Origin of the sequence: Streptomyces carminius (genome assembly GCF_002794255.1) — a bacterium.
In the GTDB taxonomy this organism is placed as follows: Bacteria; Actinomycetota; Actinomycetes; order Streptomycetales; family Streptomycetaceae; genus Streptomyces; species Streptomyces carminius.
The window spans coordinates 485,032-511,611 of sequence record NZ_PGGW01000069.1; the positions used below are offsets into that span (position 1 = coordinate 485,032).

The 26,580-nt window shown below is 72.5% G+C and carries 19 protein-coding genes; 8 read left to right on the forward strand and 11 right to left on the reverse strand.

What is annotated here, in order from left to right:
• Positions 1 to 152: 152 nt before the first annotated feature.
• Entirely contained in the window at positions 153 to 1,535 is a 1,383-nt protein-coding gene (locus tag CUT44_RS29120) for a glycine--tRNA ligase (RefSeq protein WP_100204933.1), read from the forward strand.
• Positions 1,536 to 1,623: 88 nt separating this feature from the next.
• Here the strand turns inward: CUT44_RS29120 and CUT44_RS29125 are convergent, their stop codons facing one another.
• Positions 1,624 to 2,049, reverse strand: coding sequence for an SSI family serine proteinase inhibitor (locus CUT44_RS29125; RefSeq protein ID WP_100204934.1), 426 nt, complete (start codon positions 2,047 to 2,049; stop codon positions 1,624 to 1,626).
• A 288-nt stretch (positions 2,050 to 2,337) separates the two neighbouring features.
• On the reverse strand, positions 2,338 to 2,766 hold the full coding sequence (locus CUT44_RS33280; protein WP_158239684.1) for an SSI family serine proteinase inhibitor: 429 nt from the start codon (positions 2,764 to 2,766) through the stop codon (positions 2,338 to 2,340).
• Between the two features lie 300 nt (positions 2,767 to 3,066).
• On the opposite strand from CUT44_RS33280, the gene CUT44_RS33285 reads away from it, so the two are divergent.
• Both CUT44_RS33285 and dusB read left to right on the forward strand, forming a co-directional pair.
• Positions 3,067 to 3,360: a hypothetical protein gene (locus tag CUT44_RS33285; protein ID WP_158239685.1), complete on the forward strand. Its 294-nt coding sequence runs from the start codon at positions 3,067 to 3,069 to the stop codon at positions 3,358 to 3,360.
• A 127-nt stretch (positions 3,361 to 3,487) separates the two neighbouring features.
• Positions 3,488 to 4,630 (forward strand): tRNA dihydrouridine synthase DusB, encoded by a 1,143-nt coding sequence (dusB, locus tag CUT44_RS29135; protein WP_100204935.1) that lies wholly within the window; start codon positions 3,488 to 3,490, stop codon positions 4,628 to 4,630.
• Between the two features lie 36 nt (positions 4,631 to 4,666).
• Here dusB and CUT44_RS29140 read toward each other — a convergent pair whose 3' ends face one another.
• Positions 4,667 to 6,211: an MGH1-like glycoside hydrolase domain-containing protein gene (locus CUT44_RS29140; protein WP_233221739.1), complete on the reverse strand. Its 1,545-nt coding sequence runs from the start codon at positions 6,209 to 6,211 to the stop codon at positions 4,667 to 4,669.
• A gap of 455 nt (positions 6,212 to 6,666) precedes the next feature.
• Between CUT44_RS29140 and CUT44_RS29145 the strand changes: the two genes are divergently transcribed.
• Both CUT44_RS29145 and ppdK read left to right on the forward strand, forming a co-directional pair.
• Positions 6,667 to 7,917 (forward strand): ROK family transcriptional regulator, encoded by a 1,251-nt coding sequence (locus tag CUT44_RS29145; RefSeq protein ID WP_233221740.1) that lies wholly within the window; start codon positions 6,667 to 6,669, stop codon positions 7,915 to 7,917.
• A gap of 451 nt (positions 7,918 to 8,368) precedes the next feature.
• Positions 8,369 to 11,125: a pyruvate, phosphate dikinase gene (ppdK, locus tag CUT44_RS29150; RefSeq protein WP_100204936.1), complete on the forward strand. Its 2,757-nt coding sequence runs from the start codon at positions 8,369 to 8,371 to the stop codon at positions 11,123 to 11,125.
• Between the two features lie 398 nt (positions 11,126 to 11,523).
• On the opposite strand, the gene CUT44_RS29155 is transcribed toward ppdK, so the two are convergent.
• Both CUT44_RS29155 and CUT44_RS29160 read right to left on the reverse strand, forming a co-directional pair.
• Positions 11,524 to 12,114 (reverse strand): TetR/AcrR family transcriptional regulator, encoded by a 591-nt coding sequence (locus CUT44_RS29155; protein ID WP_233221741.1) that lies wholly within the window; start codon positions 12,112 to 12,114, stop codon positions 11,524 to 11,526.
• Between the two features lie 381 nt (positions 12,115 to 12,495).
• Positions 12,496 to 13,158 (reverse strand): TetR family transcriptional regulator, encoded by a 663-nt coding sequence (locus tag CUT44_RS29160; RefSeq protein ID WP_100204938.1) that lies wholly within the window; start codon positions 13,156 to 13,158, stop codon positions 12,496 to 12,498.
• A gap of 99 nt (positions 13,159 to 13,257) precedes the next feature.
• On the opposite strand from CUT44_RS29160, the gene CUT44_RS29165 reads away from it, so the two are divergent.
• The 3 genes from CUT44_RS29165 (at position 13,258) to CUT44_RS29175 (ending at position 18,008) form a co-directional block, all read left to right on the forward strand.
• Positions 13,258 to 14,187: a zinc-binding dehydrogenase gene (locus tag CUT44_RS29165; protein ID WP_100204939.1), complete on the forward strand. Its 930-nt coding sequence runs from the start codon at positions 13,258 to 13,260 to the stop codon at positions 14,185 to 14,187.
• 220 nt (positions 14,188 to 14,407) lie between these two features.
• Positions 14,408 to 17,233: a glycosyl hydrolase gene (locus CUT44_RS29170; RefSeq protein ID WP_408646808.1), complete on the forward strand. Its 2,826-nt coding sequence runs from the start codon at positions 14,408 to 14,410 to the stop codon at positions 17,231 to 17,233.
• A 178-nt stretch (positions 17,234 to 17,411) separates the two neighbouring features.
• Positions 17,412 to 18,008: a hypothetical protein gene (locus CUT44_RS29175; protein ID WP_100204940.1), complete on the forward strand. Its 597-nt coding sequence runs from the start codon at positions 17,412 to 17,414 to the stop codon at positions 18,006 to 18,008.
• A gap of 71 nt (positions 18,009 to 18,079) precedes the next feature.
• Here the strand turns inward: CUT44_RS29175 and CUT44_RS29180 are convergent, their stop codons facing one another.
• From CUT44_RS29180 to CUT44_RS29205, 6 genes are all read right to left on the reverse strand, one after another.
• The gene (locus CUT44_RS29180) at positions 18,080 to 19,237 is read right to left on the reverse strand and encodes an alkaline phosphatase PhoX (protein WP_100205273.1); all 1,158 of its coding nucleotides are present in this window, start codon (positions 19,235 to 19,237) and stop codon (positions 18,080 to 18,082) included.
• A gap of 423 nt (positions 19,238 to 19,660) precedes the next feature.
• On the reverse strand, positions 19,661 to 21,931 hold the full coding sequence (locus CUT44_RS29185; protein ID WP_100204941.1) for a beta-xylosidase/alpha-l-arabinosidase: 2,271 nt from the start codon (positions 21,929 to 21,931) through the stop codon (positions 19,661 to 19,663).
• A 62-nt stretch (positions 21,932 to 21,993) separates the two neighbouring features.
• Positions 21,994 to 22,917 carry a carbohydrate ABC transporter permease gene (locus CUT44_RS29190; protein ID WP_408646809.1) on the reverse strand — a complete coding sequence of 308 codons (924 nt, stop codon included), beginning with the start codon at positions 22,915 to 22,917 and terminating at the stop codon, positions 21,994 to 21,996.
• Positions 22,914 to 23,819 carry a carbohydrate ABC transporter permease gene (locus tag CUT44_RS29195; protein ID WP_233221742.1) on the reverse strand — a complete coding sequence of 302 codons (906 nt, stop codon included), beginning with the start codon at positions 23,817 to 23,819 and terminating at the stop codon, positions 22,914 to 22,916. The genes CUT44_RS29190 and CUT44_RS29195 overlap by 4 nt, the downstream gene beginning before the upstream one ends.
• Positions 23,816 to 25,162, reverse strand: a complete 1,347-nt coding sequence (locus CUT44_RS29200; protein WP_100204942.1) for an ABC transporter substrate-binding protein — start codon at positions 25,160 to 25,162, stop codon at positions 23,816 to 23,818. The genes CUT44_RS29195 and CUT44_RS29200 overlap by 4 nt, the downstream gene beginning before the upstream one ends.
• A 156-nt stretch (positions 25,163 to 25,318) precedes the next feature.
• Positions 25,319 to 26,386, reverse strand: a complete 1,068-nt coding sequence (locus CUT44_RS29205; protein ID WP_100205276.1) for a LacI family DNA-binding transcriptional regulator — start codon at positions 26,384 to 26,386, stop codon at positions 25,319 to 25,321.
• Between the last annotated feature and the right edge of the window lie 194 nt (positions 26,387 to 26,580).

Below are 26,580 nucleotides of genomic sequence, written 5' to 3' on the forward strand. Positions count from 1 at the left end.
GGAAATGATTGTCAAATGTTGGAGCGTTCTTCCGCAGGTGCCCTCCGGAGTGCCCTGCAGGGCCCATCCGAACCCCGGACCGATTTGGTCCGGGCCCCGCCGTCCCCGGTAGCCTGAGGTATTCCCGTCTGTCCTGTAACGAAGAGAGCAACGTGGCCGCCGACAAGATCGACACCATCGTCAGCCTCAGCAAGCGCCGTGGCTTCGTCTACCCCTGCAGCGAGATCTACGGCGGCCAGCGGGCCGCCTGGGACTACGGTCCGCTGGGCGTGGAGCTGAAGGAGAACATCAAGCGCCAGTGGTGGCGCTCCATGGTCACCTCGCGCGACGACGTGGTCGGCATCGACTCGTCGGTGATCCTGGCCTCCGAGGTGTGGGTGGCCTCCGGCCACGTCGCCACCTTCACCGATCCGCTGACCGAGTGCACCTCGTGCCACAAGCGGTTCCGGGCCGACCACCTGGAGGAGGCGTACGAGGCCAAGCACGGCCGCCTCCCCGCGGCCGGCCTGGCGGACGTCAACTGCCCCAACTGCGGCAACAAGGGCCAGTTCACCGAGCCCAAGCAGTTCTCCGGCCTGCTGTCCACGCACCTCGGCCCCACCCAGGACTCCGGTTCGGTCGCCTACCTCCGCCCGGAGACGGCGCAGGGCATCTTCACCAACTTCGCCCAGGTGCAGCAGACCTCGCGCCGCAAGCCGCCGTTCGGCATCGCGCAGATGGGCAAGTCCTTCCGGAACGAGATCACCCCGGGCAACTTCATCTTCCGCACCCGCGAGTTCGAGCAGATGGAGATGGAGTTCTTCGTCAAGCCGGGCGAGGACGAGAAGTGGCACGAGTACTGGATGGAGCAGCGCTGGAACTGGTACACCGGCCTGGGTCTCCGTGAGGAGAACATGCGCTGGTACGAGCACCCGGCGGAGAAGCTCTCCCACTACTCCAAGCGCACCGCCGACATCGAGTACCGCTTCCGGTTCGGCGGCGGCGAGTGGGGCGAACTGGAGGGCGTGGCCAACCGCACCGACTACGACCTCAGCTCGCACTCCAAGGCCTCCGGCCAGGACCTGTCGTACTTCGACCAGGAGGCCGGCGAGCGCTGGACGCCGTACGTCATCGAGCCCGCGGCCGGTGTCGGCCGCACCATGCTGGCCTTCATGCTGGACTCCTACCTCGAGGACGAGGCCCCCAACGCCAAGGGCAAGATGGAGCGGCGCGTCGTGATGCGCCTCGACCCGCGGCTGGCGCCGGTCAAGGTCGCCGTCCTGCCGCTGTCCCGCAACCCGCAGCTCTCGCCGAAGGCCAAGGGGCTGGCGGACGCGCTGCGGCGGCACTGGAACATCGAGTTCGACGACGCGGGCGCGATCGGCCGCCGCTACCGCCGCCAGGACGAGATCGGCACGCCGTTCTGCGTCACCGTCGACTTCGACACCCTCGACGACAACGCGGTGACCGTGCGCGAGCGCGACTCGATGAAGCAGGAGCGGGTCTCGCTCGACCAGGTCGAGTCCTACCTCGCGGGCCGGCTGCTCGGCTGCTGACGGCCCGCGGCACCGCGACGCGGGGGAGCCCCGGACCGCCGCACGGCGGTCCGGGGCTCCCCCGCGTCGCGGGGCGGTCCGGTACGGCTCAGAAGCGGAAGAGGAGGTCTGTTCCGACGGCGGCTTCGCAGCGGTTGGTGAACGTCGCCCGGTAGTTGACCTGCCGGCCGTGCCAGTGGCCCGTGGCGGTGGCGGTCACCGGGTCGTGCACGGCGGAGCAGAGCACGGGCAGGGGCTGGAGGAACCGGGGGTCCCCGTCGGCGGCGGCGAGCTTGTCGCAGGCGCTCTGCGGGGTGGGGTGGGTGCCCCCGGCGGGCTCGCACTCCAGGGTGACGCTGACGGCCGGGTTGTTCCGGTCCGCGGACAGGGTCAGCTCCAGGGAGGACTTCGCGCCGGGGAGGATGTCGCCGGTCCCGGCGGCGACGGCGGGAGCGACGGGCAGGACGAGCGCCGCCGCCGCGGCGGCGGCCACGGCCGCCACGCGCGACGGGTGTCTGCGGTTCTTGGTACGCATGGTGTCTGTGTCTCCTGTGGGCCGACGCCGTCGGGCGTCTCTGGCAGGGGTGGGGGCGAGATTAACAGCGGAGATCGGCGGACTCGGCGCGTTCAGGAGACGAAACAAGCCATTCCGGTGGCGCGAAGACGCAGCCGCGCTCCCACCTGCCGTCCGCCGCCGCGGACGGGGGGGCCGCCGCGGGAGAGCCGCCCCGGCCGGTACGGGACCGGCCGCCCGCCGGGCCGGGGGAGCCGGGCGGGCGGCCGGGGAGGGGCAGGGCGGCGGCACCGGCGCCGTCCGGCGGCCTCAGGGCATGAAGACGAAGTTCGTGGCCACCATGGCGGCGCAGCCGTTGGTGAAGCTCCTCGAGTACGTGACCTTCTCGCCGAGCCAGGTGCCCTCGGCGGTGACGGTCACCGGGTCGTGGAGGGCGTGGCAGCCCATCATGCCGTTGGGGTCGATCTTGTCGAAGTCGCCGCCCGCCTGGGACAGCGTGGCGCAGGCGGTCACCGGGTCGGGGTGGTCGCCGCCGGGGGGCTGGCACTCCAGGGTGAACCGGGAGCCGGGGGCGAGCGTGCTCGCCGACATGGTCAGCACCAGCTGGGACCGGGTCTCGGGCGCCGACCCGTCGGTCTCGGCGGCGGTGGCGGGGGCGATGGGCAGGACGACTGCCGCCGCCGCTCCGGCGGTGGCCACGGCCGCCGTCCGTAACACGGCTCCGACGTTCTTCCGCATGTCTGCCTCCAGGCAGAATGGGAGCGCTCCCAGAGCGCTCCGGCTACAAGGTCGCGAAGAGGCTAGCAACGGTGGCCGCCGAAAGCGACGGTCCGTCAGAAACCGCATATGCGGGCCGGGGCGGAACGGGGTGTCCGCGGCGGTCCGGGCGCCGGGCCGGGCCCGCCGCGCGCACCTTGCCGGGATCCGGCAGTCCGGGCGGTTTTCACACTGCTGCCATCGGCCCTGCCACCGGGTCCCCGGGCGCGTCAGACTCGGCGGGGCACCGTACGGCGGGGAACCGGACGGAAAGGGGGAAGGATGCCGACGATCGGCACGGTCAGCGGCTACGGCCCGGACGGTCACCTCCACGAGGTGCGCATCGTCCGCGGCCTCGGCCCGCGCCGCGGGACCGGGCACGCGCACCGCCTCGTCTGCGGCACCTGCGACGACCACTGGACGGCCCGGGGCCCGGCCCGCCCCGAGGCCGTGTGCCATCTCGCCGGACACGGGGCGCGCGGCAGACGGCGGCTGAGCCCCGCGCCGTGGATCCTGGGCCTGATCGGGGCCGCCGGATTCCTCACCACCCTCCTCCCGGCCCTCCTGTCGCACTGAGACGGAGGGCGGGCGCCGGACGGCGGGCGCCCGGGAGCGGGGACGGGGTCGTGCCGGGGGACGGACCGGATGAGGGACAATGGAGGGTCCGTTCCCCGCCCGAGTGACCACGAGGATGCCGCCGCCCATGACACAGCAGCCGGCACAGCAGCTCGCCATCGGCCCGTACCCGGTCCGGCCGCCGGTGGTCCTCGCGCCGATGGCCGGGATCACCAACGCGCCGTTCCGGACGCTGTGCCGGGAGTTCAGCGGCGGCCGGGGGCTGTTCGTCAGCGAGATGATCACCACCCGGGCGCTGGTCGAGCGGGACGCGAAGACCATGCGGCTCATCCGTTTCGACGCCACCGAGCGGCCGCGCTCGATACAGCTCTACGGGGTGGACCCGGCCACCGTCGGCAAGGCGGTGCGCATGATCGCCGACGAGGATCTGGCCGACCACATCGACCTCAACTTCGGCTGCCCGGTCCCCAAGGTCACCCGCAAGGGCGGCGGTTCCGCGCTGCCCTACAAGCGCCCCCTGCTGCGGGCGATCCTGCGCGAGGCCGTCACCGGCGCGGGCCGACTGCCGGTGACGATGAAGATGCGCAAGGGCATCGACGACGACCACCTCACCTACCTGGACGCCGGGCGCATCGCCGTGCAGGAGGGCGTCACCGCCGTCGCCCTGCACGGCCGCACCGCCGCCCAGCACTACGGCGGCACCGCCGACTGGGACGCCGTCGCCCGGCTGAAGGAGGCCGTGCCCGAGATCCCGGTCCTGGGCAACGGCGACATCTGGTCGGCCGACGACGCGGTGCGGATGATGCGCGAGACCGGCTGCGACGGAGTCGTCGTCGGCCGCGGCTGCCTGGGCCGGCCCTGGCTCTTCGCCGATCTGGTGGCCGCCTGCGAGGGCCGTCCCGAGCGGGCCCGGCCCGCCCTGCGGGAGGTCGCGGCGGTGATGCTGCGGCACGCCCGGCTGCTGGGGGAGTGGCTGGAGGACGAGGCGCGCGGCGTGATCGACTTCCGCAAGCACGTCGCCTGGTACACCAAGGGCTTCTCGGTCGGCTCCGGGATGCGCCGCAGGCTGGCCGTGGCCTCCTCGCTCGCGGAACTGGCGGAACTGCTGGGCGAACTCGACCTGGACCAGCCCTGGCCGAGCGGCGCCGACGGCCCGCGCGGCCGCACCTCCGGCCGCAACCGGGTGGTGCTGCCCGACGGCTGGCTGGACGACCCGGAGGACTGCGCGGGCGTTTCGGTGGACGCCGAGCTGGACACCTCCGGCGGCTGACCCGCCCGGCGCACCCGCCCCCCGGGGCGGTGGCACTCAGTGCGCCGCGCGGCCGTCCCGTACCCGGACCTCGGCCCGCGCTCCGGCCCGTACCGCGGCGCGCACCCCGGCGCGTACCGCCGCGCGGTCCCCGGCCCGCCCGCCGGTGTCCCGTTCACCGGCCGGCCGGGCGGCGGTACGGGCCAGCAGGTCCAGGGTGAGGGCCGCCGTCCAGCTGAACTGCCGGGTGCCGTGCCCCGCGCAGGTGCGCGGATCGACGTACTCGGCGAAGTCGGAGGTGGCGGCGGCCGCCAGCATGGTGGCCCGCAGGGCGGCGGCCCGCTTCGGGTGCCCGTGGTGCCGCAGACCGCGTTCCAGCAGCCAGTTGACGTTGAACCAGGCGGGCCCGCGCCAGTAGCGGCGGGTGTCGAAGACGGGTCCGCGCAGGTCGTAGCTGGGCACCAGACGCGCGCTGTCGCCCAGGCCGAAGTGCGCGCCGCCGAGTGTGTGCAGCAGGGTGTCGACGACGTCCCGCGGCAGCCCCCGCACGATCAGCGGGAGCAGCCCGGCGACGCTGCGCTCGCGGATCAGTCCGCCGGCGCGCACGTCGCGGCAGAGGAACTGCCCGGCCCCGGCGTCCCACAGCCGCGCCACCAGGGCGGTGGTCAGCCGCCGGGCCCGCGCGCGGTGGCGGTCGGCCTCGGTCCGCGGCCCGGACCGGGCCGCGGCGACCGGATCGGGCACGACCTCGGGCGCGATCTCGTCGGCGATGTCCGCCAGCGCGTACTCGGAGGCGATCAGCAGGGCGTTGACCCCGGGGTCCTCGACGGCGAAGGGGTGCGACGCCTCGGCGTCCCGGTAGCCGTGGTCGCGGTAGTCGGCCGCCAGCCGCACGTAGCGGCCGTAGTCCAGATCGGTCGGACGGTCGTCGGGGCAGCCGTGGTCGAGGTCGCAGCGGCGGAAGGAGGCCGGGTCGGCCGGCTCGACGCGGGAGAGCGGCGCGTCCCAGCAGGGACTGTTGTCCATGCCGGGCTCCCACGGGTGGACGACCGACACCAGACCGTGCCCGCCCAGGTCGCGGTGCTCGGTGAGGTAGCGGTGCCAGGCGGCCAGCTTCGGGTACAGCCGGCGCAGGAAACCGCGCCGCCGGGAGGCGGCCGGGTCGGCCCGGTGCACCAGCCAGGCGGCCAGCGCGTGGACGGGCGGCTGCACGATGCCGGAGGTCTCGACCGTCTTCGGCGCCCCGGCCGCCGCACCCGCCGTCGAGGAGCGCCAGAAGTCCGGGCTCGGGAAGTACGCCCCCAGCGGCACCGACGGGTTGAAGACGATGTGCGGGACGCGTCCGTCGCCCCACTGGGCGGCCAGCAGGGTCTCCAGCTCGCGCTGGGCGCGTACCGCCGACACGTGGCGCAGACCGATCGCGATGAACGCGGAGTCCCAGCTCCACTGGTGGGGGTACAGCCCCTGTGAGGGCACCGTCGAGGCGCCGGTCCAGTTCCTCAGGAGTACCTGCCGCGCGGCGTGCCGCAGCTCGCGCGCGGTGACACCGGCGGTGGAGCGCTGGGCGGGGACGTAGGGCTGGACGGGTGGGAAGCCCTCCATCACGCGGCCCCGCGGGCGGCGGCGGGAACACCGGAGCGCGGCGTGCGGAACCCGGGGCGCCCGGCCCGCGGCAGCGGGTTGTGGACCCCCGGGGCGGCGGTGGGCGGGGGAGGACCGGTGATCTGTGCGACACGCTCCACGACAACTCCGATGTGGATGTGGATGACAGCCTGGTTACGTCTTTGTAAGCCTATGGTTTTGTCTTTCGGATAGGCAGAAGTAGGGCTGTGAGAACTGACACACGGGAAGCGAAAGGGGGCAACGGGGGAGCGCGCGAACGCCCCTGCGTACGCCCGGCGTTCGCCGCCGCGCCGGCCCCCGCCCGGTGAGCGGGCGCCCCGCACGGCCGGATCCGGTGTGACGGAGACCACTGCCGCGACCACTGCCACCCGTGGCGGACGGTCCGGCCGGGGGCGGTGCGCCGGGCGCGCGGCAGGGACGGCGAAGATGACCCCATGACCGGAGGCATGACGGGAAGCACGGCCGGCGGCCCGGCCGCGAACCAGGCGAGCGCGGGGCACCTGCTGCGGCTCGTGCGCACCGGGCGGGCGACCACCCGCGGGGAGCTCCAGCGCGTCACGGGCCTGTCCCGCTCCACCGTCGGCCAGCGGCTCGACCGGCTCTTCCGGGCCGGCTGGATCCGGGAGGGGGCCGCCGTGCCCGCGGGCGGGCCGGCCGGCGGACGGCCCGCCCTGCGGCTGGAGTTCGACGGCTCCCACGCCGTGGTCCTCGCCGCGGACCTGGAGGTTCGGCACGGCCGGGCCGCCGTACTGGACCTGGACGGCGCGGTGCTGGCCGAGCACACCGGGCCGCTGAACGTCGAGGACGGCCCCGAGAAGGCGGTCGACACCCTGGTGGACTGGTTCCCGCCGCTGCTGGAGCGGGCCGGGGCGCGGCCGGAGAAGGTGTGCGGCATCGGACTGGCGGTGCCCGGACCGGTGGAGTGGGGGACCGGGCAGGTGGTCCAGCCGCCGATCATGCCGGGCTGGGACCGCCATCCGGTCCGCGAGCGGCTGCGGCACGCGTACGCGGAGCGGCTGCTCGGGGACGCCCCGGTGGAAGCGGCCCCCGTCGTCCTGCTGGACAACGACGCCAACCTCATGGCGTACGCCGAGCAGCGCGCGGAACATCCCGACTGCGCCGCCTTCCTGCTGGTGAAGGTCTCCACCGGGATCGGCGCCGGCCTGGTGGTGGACGGCCGGGTCTACCGGGGCATCGACGGCGGCGCCGGGGACATCGGCCACATCCGGCTGCACGACCGTCCGGACGCGCTGTGCATGTGCGGCTCGTACGGCTGTCTCGCGGCGGTCGCCAGCGGCCGGGCGCTGGCCCGGCAGCTCACCGCCGCCGGGGTGCCGACCGTCTCCGGTGCCGAGGTGCGCGAGCAGCTCGCGGCCGGCCGGCCCGACGCGGTCCGGCTGGCCCGGGAGGCGGGGCGCCGGGTGGGGGAGGTGCTGGTCACGGTGGTGACCGTGCTCAACCCGGGGGTGCTGGTGGTGGCGGGCGACCTGGCCGGCACGCCGTTCGTCACCGGGGTGCGGGAGCTGCTCTACCAGCGGGCCCTGCCCCGCAGCACCGCCCATCTGACGGTGGTCACCTCCCGGCTCGGCGAGCGGGCGGGCCTGCTCGGGGCGGGGGGCATGGTCGTGGAGGAGCTCTACGCCCCCGGGCGGGCCGACGCCCGGCTGGCCGCGCTGGGACTGTGACCCGCCGGACCCGCAGCCCGCTCATCGGAGCGGAGTCGCGCCCGGATGTGTCCGGTGGGTGAGACGAGGTGGGCCGCAAGGGCGTGATCCTCGCCACTTTGATACATGCCTTGCTCATATGAGCGTAAAGCGCGGCTCTGCACTTCTCCAAGAGATGACACCGGGTGCCACCCCTGTTTCCTTCACCTTCTGCCTCCACCGGTCGCCCTCGGTCACCCTGGAACCGATCCACCGGTCACACCGCGCAGTGGCGGCTTCGACAGGTGAAGACGGGGATCGCCGGCTCTTGAACAAGCCTTTGCTTGTGATCCTTCGGCAGATGGGCGATTACACCCGCATGGCCTAATGGTGGCCGTACTCCAAGCCTTCGATCTGGGTACTCTCCCCGCCGTCAGGGCAGCCTTCCTCCGGTCGTCACCGGCCGGGGGATCCAGCGAGGAGCGCGATTCTCGTGCCGGAAAACGAAGAGCCTCACGCAAGTCAGAAGTTCGTCTACGACTTCACCGAGGGCAACAAGGACCTCAAGGACCTCCTCGGAGGCAAGGGGGCCAACCTTGCCGAGATGACGAACCTCGGTCTCCCGGTTCCGCCCGGGTTCACCATCACGACCGAGGCGTGCAAGGTCTATCTCGAATCCGGTGCCGAGCCCCCGGCCCTCCGCTTCGAGGTGGGCGCCCACCTCGAAGCGCTGGAGAGGAGGATGGGCAAGAAGCTCGGCCAGGCGGACGACCCCCTGCTGGTGTCCGTCCGCTCCGGTGCCAGGTTCTCCATGCCGGGGATGATGGACACCGTCCTCAACATCGGGCTGTCCGACGCCTCGGTCGCCGGACTCGCCGCCCAGGCCGGCGACGAGCGTTTCGCCTGGGACTCCTACCGCCGCCTCATCCAGATGTTCGGCAGGACGGTCCTCGGCATCGACGGCGACCTGTTCGAGGAGGCGCTGGAGGAGGCCAAACGGGAACGGGGCGCGGCCACCGACGTCGATCTGGACGCCGACGACCTCAGGCGGCTCGTCGGGACCTTCAAGGACATCGTCGCCGAGCGGGCCGGCCGCGACTTCCCCCAGGACCCCCGCGAGCAGATGGACCTCGCCATCCGTGCGGTCTTCGACTCCTGGAACGGCGACCGGGCCAGGCTCTACCGCCGCCAGGAGCGCATACCGCACGACCTGGGCACGGCCGTCAACGTCTGCTCGATGGTCTTCGGCAACCTCGGCCCCACGGCGGACTCCAAGGGGGGCGGCACCGGCGTCGCCTTCACCCGCGACCCCGCCAGCGGCCGGCAGGGCGTCTACGGCGACTACCTCGCCAACGCCCAGGGCGAGGACGTCGTCGCCGGCATCCGCAACACCGTGCCGCTCGCCGAGCTGGAGAGGATCGACAAGAGCTCGTACGACCGGCTCATGGAGATCATGGAGATCCTGGAGAACCACTACCGGGATCTGTGCGACATCGAGTTCACCATCGAGCGCGGCAAGCTGTGGATGCTCCAGACCCGCGTCGGCAAGCGCACCGCCGCCGCCGCGTTCCGCATCGCCACCCAGCTCGTCGACCAGGGCCTCATCGACGAGGCCGAGGCGCTGCGCCGGGTCAACGGCGCCCAGCTCGCCCAGCTGATGTTCCCCCGCTTCGAGGAGAAGCGGATCGGGGACGGCGGAGCCGAGCGCATCGGCTGGGGCATCGCCGCCTCGCCGGGCGCTGCCGTCGGCAAGGCGGTCTTCGACTCCTACACCGCGATCAAGTGGTCCCGCTCGGGCGAGAAGGTCATCCTCGTCCGCCGCGAGACCAACCCCGACGACCTCGACGGCATGATCGCCGCCGAGGGCATCCTCACCAGCCGCGGCGGCAAGACCTCGCACGCCGCCGTCGTCGCCCGCGGCATGGGCAAGACCTGCGTGTGCGGCGCGGAGGAGCTGGAGGTGGACACCAAGCGGCGCTGTCTGAGCGCCCCCGGCGGGGTGGTCGTCGAGGAGGGCGACGTCATCTCCGTCGACGGCTCCACCGGCAAGGTCTACCGCGGCGAGGTGCCCGTGGTGCCCTCCCCGGTCGTGGAGTACTTCGAGGGCCGGACGCACGCCGGGGCCGAGGACGCCGACGAGCTGGTCGAGGCCGTCCACCGGATCATGGCGTACGCGGACCGGGTCCGCCGCCTGCGGGTCCGCGCCAACGCCGACAACGCCGAGGACGCCCTGCGCGCCCGCCGCTTCGGTGCCCAGGGCATCGGTCTGTGCCGCACCGAGCACATGTTCCTCGGCGAGCGGCGCGAACTGGTCGAACGGCTGATCCTGGCCGACACCGACACCGAACGCCAGGAGGCGCTGGCCCGGCTGATGCCGCGCCAGAAGGACGACTTCGTCGAGCTGTTCGAGGCGATGGACGGCCTGCCCGTCACCGTCCGGCTGCTCGACCCGCCGCTGCACGAGTTCCTCCCCGACATCACCGAGCTGTCGGTACGGGTGGCGCTCGCCGAGGCCCGCAAGGAGCCCCACGAGAACGAGCTGCGTCTCCTCCAGGCCGTCCACCGGCTGCACGAGCAGAACCCGATGCTGGGCCTGCGCGGGGTACGCCTGGGCCTGGTGATCCCCGGTCTGTTCACCATGCAGGTGCGGGCCATCGCCGAGGCGGTGGCCGAACGGCGGGCGGCGGGCGGCGATCCGCGTGCGGAGATCATGATCCCGCTGGTGGGCACCGTGCAGGAGCTGGAGATCGTCCGTGAGGACGCGGAGAAGGTCATCGCCGAGGTGGAGGGCACCCACGACGTGTCGCTGGACCTGGCCCTCGGCACCATGATCGAGCTGCCGCGCGCCGCGCTGACGGCCGGGCAGATAGCCGAGTGCGCCGACTTCTTCTCCTTCGGCACCAACGACCTCACCCAGACGGTGTGGGCGTTCAGCCGGGACGACGTGGAGGCCAGCTTCTTCACGGCCTACCTGGAGAAGGGCATCTTCGGCGTCTCGCCGTTCGAGACCATCGACGTCGACGGGGTGGGCTCCCTGGTCCGCAGCGCCGCCGAGGCCGGCCGGGCCACCCGCCCCGGCCTCAAGCTCGGCGTGTGCGGTGAGCACGGCGGCGACCCGGAGTCGGTCCACTTCTTCCACTCCGTCGGCCTGGACTACGTCTCCTGCTCCCCGTTCCGCATTCCGGTCGCCCGCCTGGAGGCGGGCCGCGCGGCGATGATGGAGGCCGCGGGCGGCAGCGACAGCCGGTAGTCCCGCCGGTCCCGTGACCACCCGACACCGGAACCGTCCCCGCCACCCGGACCCTCACCGGCGGTGGGACGGCGGTTCCGGCACCCGAAAGGGAGGGGGTGGTGCCTGTGCGGAGGCACCGCTCCCTCCGCCCGGGACCGGGGCGCGTACCCGGGCGCCGCCGCGGCCGCCCCCGGGTACGCGGCCCCCGGTCCCGGTGTGCCGCCCGGCACACCGCCGCACGTGGCCGCCGGTCACCGAGACGGCCGGCAGCGCGGCGCCGAGTACCGCGACGTCCCGCTCCCGGCACTCGGCGGCCCGCGCCCGCGCCCGTGCGCTTCCCGCGCCCCGGTGACCACGGCGCCGGCTCCCGGCGGAGCGGCACCGGACTGACCCGCGGTACGGCGCCGCTCCGCGGGTCAGTCCGTCCGGCGCAGCCCGTCGACGAGGAGGCCCACCATGCGGCGCGCGTCGTAGCGGGGATCGCTGCCCGCGCCGATGCAGAGGTTGCCCACGCCGCGCATCAGCTCAAGACCGGCGAGGCCGGAGTGGATCTCGCCGGAGTCGGCCGCGGCGGCGAGCAGCCGGTCGCACACGGGCACGAGCCGGTCGATGAAGTAGGCGTGCAGCGTGTCGAACCCGGCGTTGTCGGACTGCAGCACGGCGGCGAGTCCGTGCTTGGTGACCAGGAAGTCGACGAAGAGGTCGATCCACCGCCGCAGCGCGGCATAGGGAGTGGGACAGCTCGCCAGCAGGGCCGGGCCGGCCTCGGCACAGGCCTCGACCTGGTGCCGGTAGACGGCGATGATGAGATCCGCCCGGGTCGGGAAGTGGCGGTAGATCGTGCCCACCCCGACACCGGCCCTGGCCGCGATGTCACGCACCGGTGCCTCCACGCCCGACGCGACGAAGACCGCGGCGGCCGCGCCGAGCAGCGCCTCCTTGTTGCGCCGGGCGTCCGCCCGCTCGGACCGGACCACGCGTCCCGCGCCCTCGTCGCCGTCGTTCACCGCGCCGCTTCCTCCGCCGTCGGACCCGCCGGAACGGGGCATTCTTCCGCACCGTCATCGGAACGATGTTCCGTTTGTCCATGATGCCAGAGCGGCGGCCCGGCGGCCAAGCCGCGCACCGTCACCGGGCTCCGCCCGCGGTGGCGGAGTGGCGGAGGAGCGCCGTCGTACGGCGGCGCGCCCCGGGCCGCGCCGGTGTGCGGTCCGGCTCCCCTCGCCCGGCCGACCGCGCGGCGGTGAGAGGGACCGCCCGGACTCGACGGGCGGTCCGTGCCGTTCGATCCGCCGCGCTCGCGGGGCTGTCGGCGCGGCGTTCGTCCGCACCGCGCACCGCGCCCCCCGCGGCCGGCGGGTGTACCGGGACGCCGGCGGCGCCCGGCCTCAGGTGCTCCGCGGGGCGGCGGTGAGGGCGAGGCCGCCGTGCAGGGCCTCGAAGGCACCGCGGGTGTCGGCGGCGAGGTCGGCGAGGCCGGGGGTGCCGGGCCGGGCGGCCCAGGTGTCCATCGCGCGGTGGGAGGCGGCGACGACCATGTCGAGGGCGAGGTGGGGGCGCAGGTCGGGCGGTCCGGGGAGGTCGAACCGCCGGTGGAGGACCTCCAGCGCGGCCCGGACGGTGCGGTCGCAGAAGTACAGGCAGTGCGACTCGATCGACGGTGTCCGCGCGGCGAGCTGGCGGCAGAGCAGGACGCGGCGCACCCAGTCGTCGTCGGTCATCGCGGCGACGGCCGACAGCAGGCTGTCCTGGAGGGTCCGCACCAGCGGCCGGTCTCGCGGCTCACTGGTGGCGAGATCGTCGAGGAAGGCCAGCCACAGGTCCTCGTAGGGCGCCATGGCCACCTCCTCCTTGCCGGTGAAGGTGCGGAAGAAGGTCCGCTTGGACACCTCGACCGCCTCGCAGAGCTCGTCGAGCGTCACGTTGTCGAAGCCCCGCTCGGTGAACAGGTCCAGGGCGGTGCCGATCAGCGCGTGCCGGGTGCGCTGCTTCTTGCGCTCCCGCAGGGTGGGGCGCTCCTGGGGGCGGCCGGACGGCGCTGTGGTGCTCATACGGGCAGCATAACGGAGAGGCGAACGCCACTTGTGGGCATCTGCCACTCAGTGGCACCATGGTCGTCGTTCGAGCTCCTCCACGAAAAGGTGTGACCCATGCGTGCTCTCCTCGTCGACGGCTCCGCCCCCGGCGGACTGCGCCTCGGCACGGCCCCGGACCCGCGGCCCGAGGCCGGCCAGGCGCTGGTCCGCGTCACCGCGGTGTCCCTGAACCACAGCGATCTGGGCTATCCCGGAGCCCCGGACGGCACCGTCCTCGGCCTGGACGCCGCCGGGGTGGTGGAGCGGGCGGCCGCCGACGGCTCCGGTCCCGCCGTCGGCACACCGGTGGTGACCCTCGGCTTCGACGGCGCCGCCGCCGAGCTGCGGGCCGTGCCCACCGACTGGATCGGCACCGTGCCCGCCGGCGCCGACCCCGGGGCCGTCGGCACCGTCCCCGTGGCGGGGGCGAGCGCGCTGCGCGCCCTGCGGCGGCTCGGGCCGATCCTCGGCAGGCGCGTCCTGGTCACCGGTGCCACCGGCGGGGTCGGGCGGTACGCCGTCCAGCTCGCCCGGCTCGGCGGCGCGCACGTCGTCGCGAGCACCGGCGACCCGGAGCGGCACGGCGAGGGCCTGCGGGAGCTGGGCGCCGACGAGGTGGTCGCCGGGCCGTCCGAGCTCGGGGAGCCGGTGGCCGGGGTGGTCGACACGGTCGGCGGCGGGCAACTGGTCGAGGCCTACGCAAAGCTCGGCGAACACGGGGTCCTGGTGTCGGTCGGCCGGGTGACCGGCGAGGGGGAGCACTTCCCGTTCGCCGCGCTCTCCGGTCATCTGCCCGGTCATCACGACCGCTCGGTCACCTCCTTCTTCCTCGGCCACTGCGCCGGGCTGGCCCCGGACCTGACCTGGCTGGCGGGCCGGGTGGCGGCCGGCGTCCTGGACGCGGGGATCGCGTGGCGGGGCGGCTGGGACGAGGTGGAGACGGCGGTCGAGGCGCTCCGGGAGCGCCGGCTGCACGGGAAGGCGGTCCTCGAACTGAAGGGGTGAGGCGGGGCAGTCCCCGGCCGGCGGGCGGTCCCCGCCGGCCGGGGACGGACCGTATACGGGCGGTCGCACAGGGAGAGCCGCGCAAAACGGTGATACGGCGTCAACTGTTGAACATTTGACAGGCGTTCTCGACGAGTTCTGTCGAAGACCTTGACGCGCATTTGACAAAAATTTACGTTGCCGGAACCTGAGAGCGCTCTCAAGAACCTAGGAGCCGTTCGTGAAACTCCCCCACAGACGCCTCGTCGCGGTGACGGCGGCGGTGGCCACCGCCGCCGCCGGCATCGGCTTCGGTGTCGTCGGGGCCGGTAGCGCCAGTGCCGCCGCCGTCCCCGTCGGCTCCGGCAGCTACAGCGACACCCGGCCCTCCGGAGCCGCCGGCCCGGAGAACAACGCCGGCGCGCCCGTCAAGCCCAAGGTCACCTCCGCCGCCGCGGACAAGCCGGTGCCCACCAACGACTGGTGGTCGTCGCTGGCCTTCCAGCGGTACCCCGACAACCCGTACTCCGAGAACATGTACGGGCACCCCCTCACCTACAAGGCCGTCTCCGGCGGTCTGGAGGTCGGCTACCCCACCTCGCACGCGATCGTCGGCGAGGGCCGCCAGTACGAGTTCACGCACAAGCGTGATCTGACCGTCGGTCTGCAGGGCCTCAACTCCCCCGACGCGAAGGCCGACTCCTGGAGCGACTGGACCGTCACCCCCCAGTGGTCCGACGGCACCCGCACGCTGCGCACCACCATCGGCCACGGCATGCCGTACGTGTACGCGCAGGGCAGCGGCGGCGCCGCGCGGATCTCCGCCGCGTCCGCCCCGGACGTCTTCGCCGACGACGGCAACGTCCTGGGCGTCACCATCGGCGGTCACCACTACGCGCTGTTCGCCCCCTCGGGCAGCGACTGGACGGTCTCCGGCACCGACATCCGCGCCGACCTGGGCGGTAAGGACTACTTCTCGCTGGCCGTCCTGCCCAGCACCGACGCGCTGGCCACGTACCGCAAGTACGCCTTCAGCTTCGTCACCGGCTCCAAGGTGAGCTGGGACTACGACCGGGCGGCGGGCCGGGTCAAGGCCACCTACACGCTCTCCACCACCGCCAAGGAGGGCAGCGAGCGGGGCACCCTCCAGGCCCTCTACCGCCACCAGTGGCTGCACACCTCCGACGCGCTGACCTCCTACACCTACACCTCGCCGCGCGGCACCATGAAGGTCCGCGAGGGCACCTCCTTCACCACCTCCCAGCCGGTGACCGGTGTCCTGCCGGGGCTGCCCACCGCGTCCGGCGTGGACAAGGCGAAGCTCGCCGGCCACCTCAGGGAGGTCGCGAACGCCGCCGACCCGTTCGACGGCGCCACGGACACCTACTGGACGGGCAAGCAGCTCGGCAAGCTCGCCCAGCTCGTGCCCATCGCCGACCAGATCGGTGAGACCGCCGTCCGCGACAAGCTGCTCGGGCTGCTCAAGGGCCGGCTCCAGGAGTGGTTCACCGTCGGCGGCGCCTCGGAGTTCTCCTACGACCGCGACTGGCGCACGCTCACCGGGTACCCGGCCTCCTACGGCAGCGACAAGGAGCTCAACGACCACCACTTCCACTACTCGTACTACGTGATGGCCGCGGCGATCGTGGCCCAGTACGACAAGGAGTGGGCCGCCGACTCCGCCTGGGGCGGCATGGTCAAGACCCTCGTGCGGGACGCCGCCAACCCCAGCCGCACCGACTCGAAGTTCCCCTTCCTGCGCGGCTTCGACGTCTACGCCGGACACAGCTGGGCCGCCGGGCACGCCGGCTTCGCCGCGGGCAACAACCAGGAGTCGTCCTCGGAGTCGGTCAACCTCAGCGCGGGCCTGATCCTGTGGGGCTCGGCCACCGGTGACGACTCCCTGCGCGACCTGGGCGTCTACCTGCTGACCACCGAGTCCGAGGCCATCGCCCAGTACTGGTTCGACGCCGACCAGAAGGTCTACCCCGAGAACTTCGGCCATGACGTCGTCGGCATGGTGTGGGGCAGCGGCGGCGCCTACTCCACCTGGTGGACCGCCAACCCCGAGGAGATCCACGGCATCAACGTCCTTCCGGTGACCGGCGGCTCGCTCCACCTGGCCCGCAACAAGGACGCCATCCGGCGCAGCATCGCCGAGATGGAGAAGGCCAACGGCGGTCCGGCCGTCGAGTGGCGCGACATCTTCTGGGAGTTCCAGGCGCTGGCCGACCCCGCCAAGGGCAAGGCCGCCTGGGACGCGCAGGGGGCGGGCTACACCCCGGAGGCGGGCGAGACCAAGGCCCACACCTACCACTGGATCGCCACCCTGGACGCGCTCGGGGCGCCCGACACCTCCGTCACCGCGGACAGCCCGACCGCCGCGGTCTTCACCAAGAACGGCACCCGCACCTACGCCGCGCACAACTACTCCGACACGGCGAGGACGGTGACGTTCTCCGACGGCGGCAAGCTGACCGTCCCGGCCCGCTCCACGGCCACCGGCACCGGCACCGCCGGCCCGGGCGACGGCGACGGCGACGGCGACGACGGCGGCGACCCGGGGGACCCGGACGACCCGCCGGCCACCGGTGACACCTTCCACCTGCGCTCCGGCGGAACGCTGAACACCTCGGCGGCCTCCTCCGCCACGGCGGACACCATCGCCTCGGCGGGCGGCGCCAACCACGACGGCACCCCCCACCGTCCGCTGGTCTACGAGATCAGGAACGTCAACGGCGACCACGAGTCCGGCGGCGCCACCGACTTCCGGCTGAAGGTGGACGCGGGTACGGCCGTCGGCCTCGGACAGCAGGCCCGGGTCTCGTACGACCTGACCGGCGACGGCACCTTCGAGAGGGTCGAGACCTACCGCTACTTCGCCACCGACCCGGTCGACGGCTGGGAGGAGTACGCGGCCTCCCGCGCCGGTCTGCGCTCGGCCTCCGGCAGCCTCGGCGACCTGCGGGGCGGAACGGTCCGGGTGGAGGTGTGGAGCGCGATCGGCAACGCTCCGGCGAAGCTCCAGGTCGGCTCCGGCTCGGTGCTGACCATCCCCTTCGGGTAACGAAAACCTTCCTTCCGGTGGTGGGAACGTCCGGCCCGCCGCGCAGCCGCGCGGCGGGCCGGACGGCCATGACGTACCGTCGGACGTCCCGCCTGCCCGGCTACGGACGAATTCCCTCCCGGGGCAGGGCACTTCGCGCGGCCTGCCCCCCGGCCGCCGACCGAACGGAGAGCGCACCATGAGCACCCGCCGTGCCCGTACCGCCCTGCTTGCCGCACCCCTGGCGGCGCTGCTGCTGTCCTGCTCCGGCAGCCCGGACGGCACGGACGGCACGGACGAGAGGGCGGACGGCGGGCCATCCGGGTCTTCCACCGCGCCGGCCGTCCCGGGCTCCTCCGACCACCCCGAGATCGCGGCGCAGCAGCGGCGGGAGGAGCAGCGCGAACAGGCCGAGGCGGACCCCGGCGCGACGGTCCTGGACATCCACGGTTCGGACACCCCGGCGGCGGGGAGGCCGAGCCCCGGGCCGGAGGCGGTGCGCGACGCGTTCGCGGGGCTTCAGGCCACCCTGGGCGACTCCTGCGGCACCCCGGGGAACTGCGAGTACCTGCTGGGCCGGGTGCTGGAGGAACTGGAGGGCCTGGACGCGGCGATGAAGGCCGACCCCAAGGGACCCGGCCACTTCCCCGAACCGATCGCCTGGATCGCGGCGCTGCGGAAGGACATCGGCGAGGACCGGTCCTTCGCCAACCTCAAGGCGCACCAGGACGCCCTCTTCGGCACCCGCGACCGGATCAACGTCTGGATGCAGGACCACCCGGACGACTACCGCTGACGCGCGCCGTGCCGCCGGGGACCGCCCGGCCCCGGACACCGGGGGAGCGCCGGTGCCCGGGGCCGGGGGACTCAGGAGCGGAACGGGCCCCGCACCTCGTAGGTGATGCCGCCCGAGCTGCTGCCGCTGGTACCGCGCTGGCTGGAGAAGTACAGCCGGCCGCCGTCGGGGGAGAAGGCCGGGCCGGTGATCTCCGAGGACGACTGGCCGCTGATCCGCAGGAAGGGCGCCACCACGCCCTCCGGGGTGATGACGCAGATCTCCATGTTGCCGCCGTCCTCGGCGACGAAGAGGTCGCCGGAGGAGGCGCTGGTGACGTTGTCCACGCCCGTCAGCGGGGTGCTGCCGGAGATCAGGGAGTCGTCGTAGGCCAGCTCCACGGTGTTGCCCGCCGCGTCGAGTTGCCACACCCGGCCGTCGCCCTTGGTGGTGAACCAGCAGATGCCGTTCGCGTAGTGGCAGCCCTCCCCGCCGTTGAAATGCTTGGCGGCCGAGACCTGGTGGCGGGTGGCGGTGGAGGCGGCGGACGGGTCCGGCACGGTCGCCCAGCCGATGGAGCCGGAGGTGCCCGAGCCGCCCGTCATCACCTCCAGCGTCCCCGAGGACAGATCGCCCCAGGTGGTGGGGCGGAAGCGGTAGAGGCAGCCGTCGGAGACGTCCTCGGTCAGGTAGATCACCCGGCGGACCGGGTCGGCGGCCGTGGCCTCGTGCTTGAAGCGGCCCATGGCGTCGCGGCGCACGGCGGACTTCGCACCCCACGGGTCGGTCTCGAAGACATAGCCGCGGTCGACTTCCTCGCAGGACAGCCAGGTGTTCCACGGGGTCGCGCCGCCCGCGCAGTTCTGGCGGGTGCCGGACAGGACGCGGTAGGCGTCGGTGATGGTGCCCGAGGAGTCGAAGCGGATCGCGCTCGCGCCGCCGCCGGGGTTGATCTCGGAGTTGGAGACGTAGATCCAGCCTCCCCCGTCCGCGTAGCAGGCGCCGCCGTCGGGGGCGTTGTGCCAGGTGTAGGAGGTGCCGGAGACCCGTCGCCCGGAGCGGGCGACCACCCGGCTGGTGAATCCCTGGGGCAGCTGGATCCCGTTGCTGTCGGCCGGACGCAGGGACCCGTAGGGGCCCGGGCCGGGCTGGGCGGGCGCGGCGTGTGCGGCACCGCGCCACAGGGAGCCGCCGAAGGCGGCGGCCGATCCGGTGAGTACGGCTCCACGAAGGAAGTTGCGACGTTCCACGGTCACTCCACCGAAGTCGTCCGGCTCCGCGGCCGGCCGGCCGCGGAGGCGTGAGGGGGTGCTCCGGACGGTAGGGACGCAGACTTGACGGAGCGTTAACATCCGGTCACCCGCAGGAGCCGGGCGGGTCAACAACCGGTCGGGTGGCCGAATCCGGGTGACGGCGGTGACCCGGGAGGACACCAGGAGGGCAGGAGGTGTGGAGGGACAGGGGGAGGAGGGAGACGTCCGATGACGTCTGCCGGCTTCTGGTCCGGTCCGGTGTGCCCCTGCGCCTGGGACCACCTCCCGGTGGTCTCCCCGGCCCCGCGCGGCGAGCCGGGCCGGCCGCGGAGGGCGGCGCACCGGAACGCAGGAGGAGCCCGGCACCGGGGCGGCCGGTGCCGGGCTCCTCCTGCGTTCCGCCGTGACAGGCGGTGGGGCTCAGGACTGCGGTACGCGCACCTGCGTCCCGCAGACCATCCGGCGGTCGTGGCCGACCGTGCGCTCCGGCCCGGTCAGGGTCAGCGGCACGGTGTGGCGGACATCGGAGCTGGACGCGGCCAGGTGCAGCTCGACGGCGCCGGGCTCGACGATCCGCTGCCCGGGCCGGGCGGTGTACGAGGCCAGGTCGGCGTGGAAGTCGAAGACGACCTCGGCGGCCTGACCGGGCTCCAGCGGCACCCGGGCGTAGCCGACCAGCCGGCTGACCGGCTGGACGGTGCGGGCCACGGGGTCGTGCAGATAGAGCTGGACGACCTCGGTACCGGCCCGCTCGCCGGTGTTGCGCACGGTGACGCGGACCTCGGTGCCGCCGTCCGTCGGGATGTTGCCGTCGCCGGCCGCGGCCGGCTCCCACGCGAAGGTGGTGTACGACAGGCCGTGCCCGAAGGGGTACAGCGGCGTCGGGTCGAGGTTGCTGGCCGCGCCCTTGAGGCCCAGCGGCGGCGCCAGATAGGTCCAGGGCTGGCCGCCGTTGCCGCGCGGGACGCTGACCGGGAGCCGGCCCGAGGGGTTGACCCGCCCGGTGAGCACCCCGGCGACCGCCGGTCCGCCCTCCTCACCGGGGAAGAACGCCTGCACCACGGCGGCGAGCCGGTCCGCCCAGCGGCCGAGCGCGTACGGGCGGCCGGTGAACAGCACCAGCACGACCGGCTTGTCGGTGCTCTCCAGCAGCTCGTCCAGGAACTCGGCCTGGCCGTCGGGGAGGGTGAGGTCCTCGGCGTCGCAGCCCTCGCCGGAGGTGCCGCGGCCGAAGAGGCCGGAGCGGTCGCCGAGCACCGCGACGACGACGTCGGCGCCGTCGGGGCTGTCGGTGAGGGCCGCTCCGGGCAGCCCGGTGCCCAGGGCCTCCAGCAGCGTGGGGATTTCCACGCCCAGCGGCTTGTCGGGGTGCTCGACCCCGACGTGCCGGGGGAAGGTGTAGCAGCCGAGCATGGCCGACTGCTCGTTCGCGTACGGCCCCACCACGGCGACGCGGGCCGCGGGGTCCAGCGGCAGCACGCCCCGGGCGTTGTCGAGCAGGACGACCGACTCCTCGGCCACCTTCCGGGCCAGCGCCCGCATGGCGGGCGGGTCGAGGTCGACCTCGCCCTCGGGCAGGGCGGACGAGGCGGTCTGCGACCAGTCGGGGTCCAGCAGGCCCAGCTCGCACTTCTGCCGCAGGACCCGCAGTACGGCCCGGTCCACCAGTTCCTCGGGAACCTCCCCGGACCGGACGGCCTTCAGCATGGGCTCGCCGTAGCAGCGCACGCTCGGCAGCTCCACGTCGACGCCCGCCTTCAGGGCCAGGGCACCGGCCCGGGCGGGGGAGTCGGCGACGCGGTGGTTGCGCTCCAGGAAGGAGATGCCGAAGTAGTCGGCGACGACGGTGCCGGTGAAGCCCCACTGCTCGCGCAGCAGCTCGGTCAGCAGTTCGGGGCTGGCCGCCGCCGGGACGCCGTCGAGGTCGTTGTAGGCGTGCATCACCGAGCGGGCGCCGCCCTCGCGCAGTGCCATCTCGAAGGGCGGCAGGATCACGTCGGCCAGCTCGCGCGGGCCGATCGAGACCGGGGCGTGGTTGCGCCCGCCCCGGGAGGCCGAGTAACCGGCGAAGTGCTTGAGCGTGGCCACGACCCCGCTCGACTCCAGGCCCGCCACGTAGGCGGTGGCCACGGTCGACACCAGGTACGGGTCCTCGCCGATGGACTCCTCGGTACGGCCCCAGCGCGGGTCGCGCACCACGTCCAGGACCGGTGAGAGGCCCTGGTGGATGCCGACCGAGCGCATCGAGGCGCCGATGCCCGCGGCCATCTCCCGTACCAGGGCCGGGTCGAAGGTGGCGCCCCAGGCCAGCGGGGTGGGGAAGATGGTGGCCTGCCAGGCGGTGAAGCCGGTCAGGCACTCCTCGTGGGCCAGGGCCGGTATGCCGAAACGGTTGGCCGCGGCGACCTTCTCCTGGAAGGCGGCCAGGGCCCGCGCGCCCTCGGCCGGCTCCACCGGAGCCGTGCCGAAGGGACGGGTGAGCTGGCCCAGGCCGTGCGGCAGCAGGCCGTCCAGGTCGACGGTCTCGGAGACCTCGTGCTGGAACGGAGCGACGTCCTCGCCCTCGGCCTCGGAACCCGGCCAGATGCTGGAGAGCTGGGCCAGCTTCTCCTCCAGCGACATTCTGGACAGCAGATCGGCGGCGCGCTCCTCCGCGGGTCGGGAGGTGTCCTGCCAGGGGTGATGATGCATGAGGCTCCTTGTTCAGCGTCAGCGTGGTCTCGTGGCGCGTCCCCGCGCGGTCCCCGCGCGGTTCAGCGTCCGCCGGCGCCCATGAGGCCGTTGATGAGCTGACGGCGCGCGACGAGGTACACGATGAAGATCGGCACGATCGACATCACGACCGCGGCGAGCATGGCCGGGATGTCCGCCCGGAACTGTCCCTGGAAGTCGTAGAGGCCGACGGTGAGCACCCGGCTCTCGCGCGACTGCGTGAGGATCAGCGGGAAGAGGAAGTTGTTCCAGGCCTGCAGCGCCGCGTAGACGCCGACCGTGGAGATACCGCCCCGGGAGAGCGGTACCACGAGCTGGAGGAGGATGCGGGTCTGGCTCGCCCCCTCCAGGGCCATCGACTCGTACATCTCCTCCTCGATGTCCCGCATGGTGCCCGCCAGGATCAGCACGCAGACGGGCAGGCAGAACGCCGAGACCGGCAGGATGATCGCCAGCAGGCTGTCGTACAGCTGCATCTCGGTGATCAGCAGGTAGATGGGGATGATCACCGCCTGGGCGGGGATGGCCAGACCCAGCAGGAAGAGCTGGAAGATCCGCTGCGAGGTCCCGCTGAGGGTCCGCACGACGGTGTAGCCGACACCCACCGAGAGCACGATGACGATCGCCGCGGTGGCGGCCGTGACGACCGCGGTGTTGACCAGATAGGTGACGAAGTCACCCTCCAGCACCTTGCGGTAGTTCTCCAGCGTCAGGCTGTCGGGCCAGGAGAGCGCGCCGCTGTCGAAGTAGGACTGGCGGCTCCGCAGGGTGCTGAGGACCAGCACGTACATCGGCAGGCCGACGATGACCAGCCAGATGAGGGAGGCGACGCCCGCGGGGACGTTCCACTTGCGGGCGGCACGGAGCCTGCCGCGCAGGCCGTGGTCGTTGCGGACCTGCTGGGCCCGCGTTTTCTCCGGGGCGTTCCGGGAGGACCGGTTCTCCGGCCGCGTGGCGGTCTTCACATCCCCTCCCGGGTGCTGCGCATGGCGGTGAAGCCGGAGACCCGGACCATCACCAGGGAGACGGCCGTGGCGACGACCACGAGGGTGGTGGCGATGGCGCTCGCGTAACCCATGTCGTACGCCTGGAAGCCGGTCTCGTACATCAGGTAGGGCACGATCGTGGTGTCCGTGCCCGGGCCGCCCTCGGTCAGGATGAGGACGGTGTCGAAGAAGGTCAGCGCGCCGACGACCATCAGCACCGAGGAGGTGATGATGGTGTTCCGCAGCTGCGGCAGCGTGATGGAGAAGAACTGCCGGATGCCGCTCGCCCCGTCGATGGAGGCGGCCTCGTAGAAGGACTTGGGGATCTGCCGGGCGCCACCCTGGTAGAGCAGGGTGTGGAACGGGATGAACTGCCAGGAGGCGACGAAGGCGACCGCGGCCATGGCGGTCGTTCCGTCACCGAGCACGTTGCCGTGCTCCAGGCCGATCCACGGGCCGATGTCGGCGATCAGACCGAAGTTCGGGTCCAGCAGCGACTTCCACAGCAGGGCGAGGGCCACCGAGGAGGCCAGCAGGGGCAGGAAGAAGATCGCGCTGAGGACGGCGCGGTTCTTCTGGCGGCCCGCGGACCACACTCCCAGCAGCAGGGCGATGGGAGTCTGGATCAGCCAGCTGGCGGCGGTGAGGACGAGGCTCAGGTTGATGGCCTGCCGCATGGTGGGGTCGTTCCAGAGCCGTTCCCAGTTACCGGTGCCGCTGACCGAGGGGAAGCTGCCCAGTCCGTCCCAGTTGGTGAAGGACAGGTAGACGACCAGCAGCATGGGGCCGACGGCGAACAGGACGAAGAACAACACGCCGGGGACCGCCCAGGCAATGCCCGGGCGGCCCACACGCGGCGACGAGGTCGCTGCTTGCTTCACTTCACAGCCTTCATGGCTTCGACGAACTCTTCGGGGCTGAGCTGCTTGTTGAACAGCTTCTGGATGTTGGTCAGCATCGGCGTGGCCTGCTGGGCGGGCAGCGCCTGGTCCCAGGAGAGGGTGTAGGACGGGGCGTTGAGGGCCAGGTCGTACACGTCGCCGGCGAACTCGGGAGCCGGGTGCTTGGCGAGCTTGTCCTGGGCGTCGGAGGTGGCGGGCACCTCGGCGTTCTCCACCAGGTCCGTGACGTAGGCCTCGTCGGCGGCGGTCTTGACGAACTCGATGGCCGCCTCGCGCTGCTCATCCTTCAGCTTGGAGTTGACCGACCAGTAGTTGGTGGGGTTGCCCACCACGTTCTTGGGGTCGCCCTTGCCGTCGGGCAGCGGCGGGAAGGTGGTCCAGCCCAGCCCGTTCTCGGCGAACTCCGGCTGGTTGGACTGCTGGTTGGAGTACTCCCAGCTGCCCATCAGGTGCATGGCGGCCTTGCCCTTGGCGAAGAGCGTGGGGGCGCCGTCGGAGGTGTAGTTGACCGACTGGAAGTTCTTGCCGAACGCGCCGCGGTCCACCAGGTCGCGGATGGTCTCGGCGGTCTTCAGGACGGCCGGGTCGCCCCAGGCCTCGGAGTCGCCGCTGCGGATCTTGTTGAAGACCTCGGCGCCGCCGATGCGGTCCAGCAGGTACTCGACCCACATCAGCTCGGTCCAGGCGTCGGTGCCGGCCAGGGCGAAGGGGGTGACACCCTCCTCCTTGAAGGTGTCGACGAGCTTCAGCACGTCGTCCCAGGTCTTCGGGGGCTGGGCGTCGGCCTTCTCGAAGACGTCCTTGTTGTAGAAGAGCATCACCGGCTGCATACCGCGCATCGGGACGCCGTAGTACTTGTCGTTGACCTTGCCCTCGTCGAGGATCGCCGGGATGAACGACTCCTTGAAGGCGGTGTCCTTCTCCAGCACGGGGGTCAGGTCGACCAGCATGTCCTCTTCGACGAAGTTGCTGATGCTGCCGCCGCCCCAGTTGAAGAAGATGTCGGGCGCGTTGGGCGTGCCCATCGCGCTGCGCATCTTGTCCTGGTAGCTCTCGCCGGGCACCGGGACGAGCTTGGCCTTGATGTCGGACTTCTCGTTGAAGCGCTTGACGGCGGCTTCCTGCACCTTGGTGGAGGCGTCCTGGTAGACCCAGACCTCCAGTTCGCCGCCGGCCTTCCCGTCCTCGTCGCCGGGCCCGCCGCTGCCGCAGGCGGTGAGGACCAGTGAGGCGGCCAGCGCGGTCGCCGTCAGTGTGGCGGCGCGGTGCCGCCGGAATCCCTTGCTGCCCGCCGTGGCCGAGCCCTGCACTGCTGTTCGCATCGCATACCTTCCGGAAGGACTCCGAAAATTATCGGTAGTGGTGTTGGGAACGTACGGATGCGTGAAGCCCGTGTCAACGGGTAAGACGAAAAAGCGGGCCCAGGACTCGGGGGCGTAATAAGGCTGTGACCTGGTGGTGTCCCATCCGAAGCCGACTCAGGCGCGCAGTTCGGCGGTGCTGGCCCGTACGACCAGCTCCGTCGCCAGCTCCACCCGCGGTGAGTCCAGCTCCTCCCCCCGGGCCTGGCGCAGCACGGTGCGGGCCGCCACCTTGCCCATTTCCACCAGCGGTTGGCGTACCGTGGTGAGCGGGGGGGCCAGCCAGCGTACCTCCGGAAGGTCGTCGAAGCCGACCACGCTGATGTCCTCCGGCACCCGCAGCCCGCGCCGCCGCACCGCCTCGATGGCACCCAGTGCCATCTGATCGCTGGAGGCGAACAGGGCGGTGGGCGGCTCGTCCAGGTCCATCAGTTTGTTGCAGCCGGTGAAACCGGACTCGTGGTAGAAGTCGCCGGGCACCATGAGCCGGTCGTCCACCGGCACCCCCGCCGCCTCCAGGGCGGCGCGGTAGCCGTCCAGCCGGGCTCGGCTGCACATCAGCCGGGGCGGTCCGGCGATGAAGCCGATGCGGCGGTGGCCCAGCCCGAGCAGGTGCTCGGTGGCCGCCATGCCGCCGGCCCAGTTGGTGGCCCCGACGGTCGGCGCGTCCAGGGCGGGCGAGCCGGCCGGGTCCACCACCACCAGCGGCACGCCCAGCCGGTGCAGCTCCTCGTGCAGGACCGGCTCCAGGACCGAGGTGACCAGGATCACCCCGCCCGAGGCGCGGGCCCGCAGATTGCGCATCCACTGCCGGGCCGAGCCCGCGCGGTCGTGGATCGCCGAGACCACCGTGCCGAAGCCCACCTCGTGGGTGGTCTCCTCCACCCCGCGGATGATCTCCACCGCCCAGGGGCTGTCGAGGTCGTTGAAGACGAGGTCGACCAGGGCGGGCCGGTCCCCGGAGGAAGACGTGCGGCGGCGGTAGCCGTACTGCCGCAGCAGCTCCTCGACCCGGGCCCGGGTCGCCGGCGCCACGTCGGAGCGGCCGTTGACCACCCGCGAGACCGTGGGGACAGAGACCCCTGCCTCCTGGGCGATCGCGGTGATCGTCACCTTCTGCTCCACCTTGGGGGCGACGCGTTGTTCCGCCACCCCTCCGCTCGCAGCGGCTGTGCCGTCTGCCATGCCGTCTCCCATGCCGTCTCCTCCGCGTGCGCACACCGTTGACGGGCGTTCTCATCGGCTCTACCGTTCCCGGCGCACCCTCGAAACCTTCCAACAGTCTTCCGGAAAGTGCTCCGGGGCGTCGAGAGAGGGACACCCCCAATGAGGCCACACCGTGAAAGAACGGTACGTCGTTTAGCCAGGACGCTTGTAGC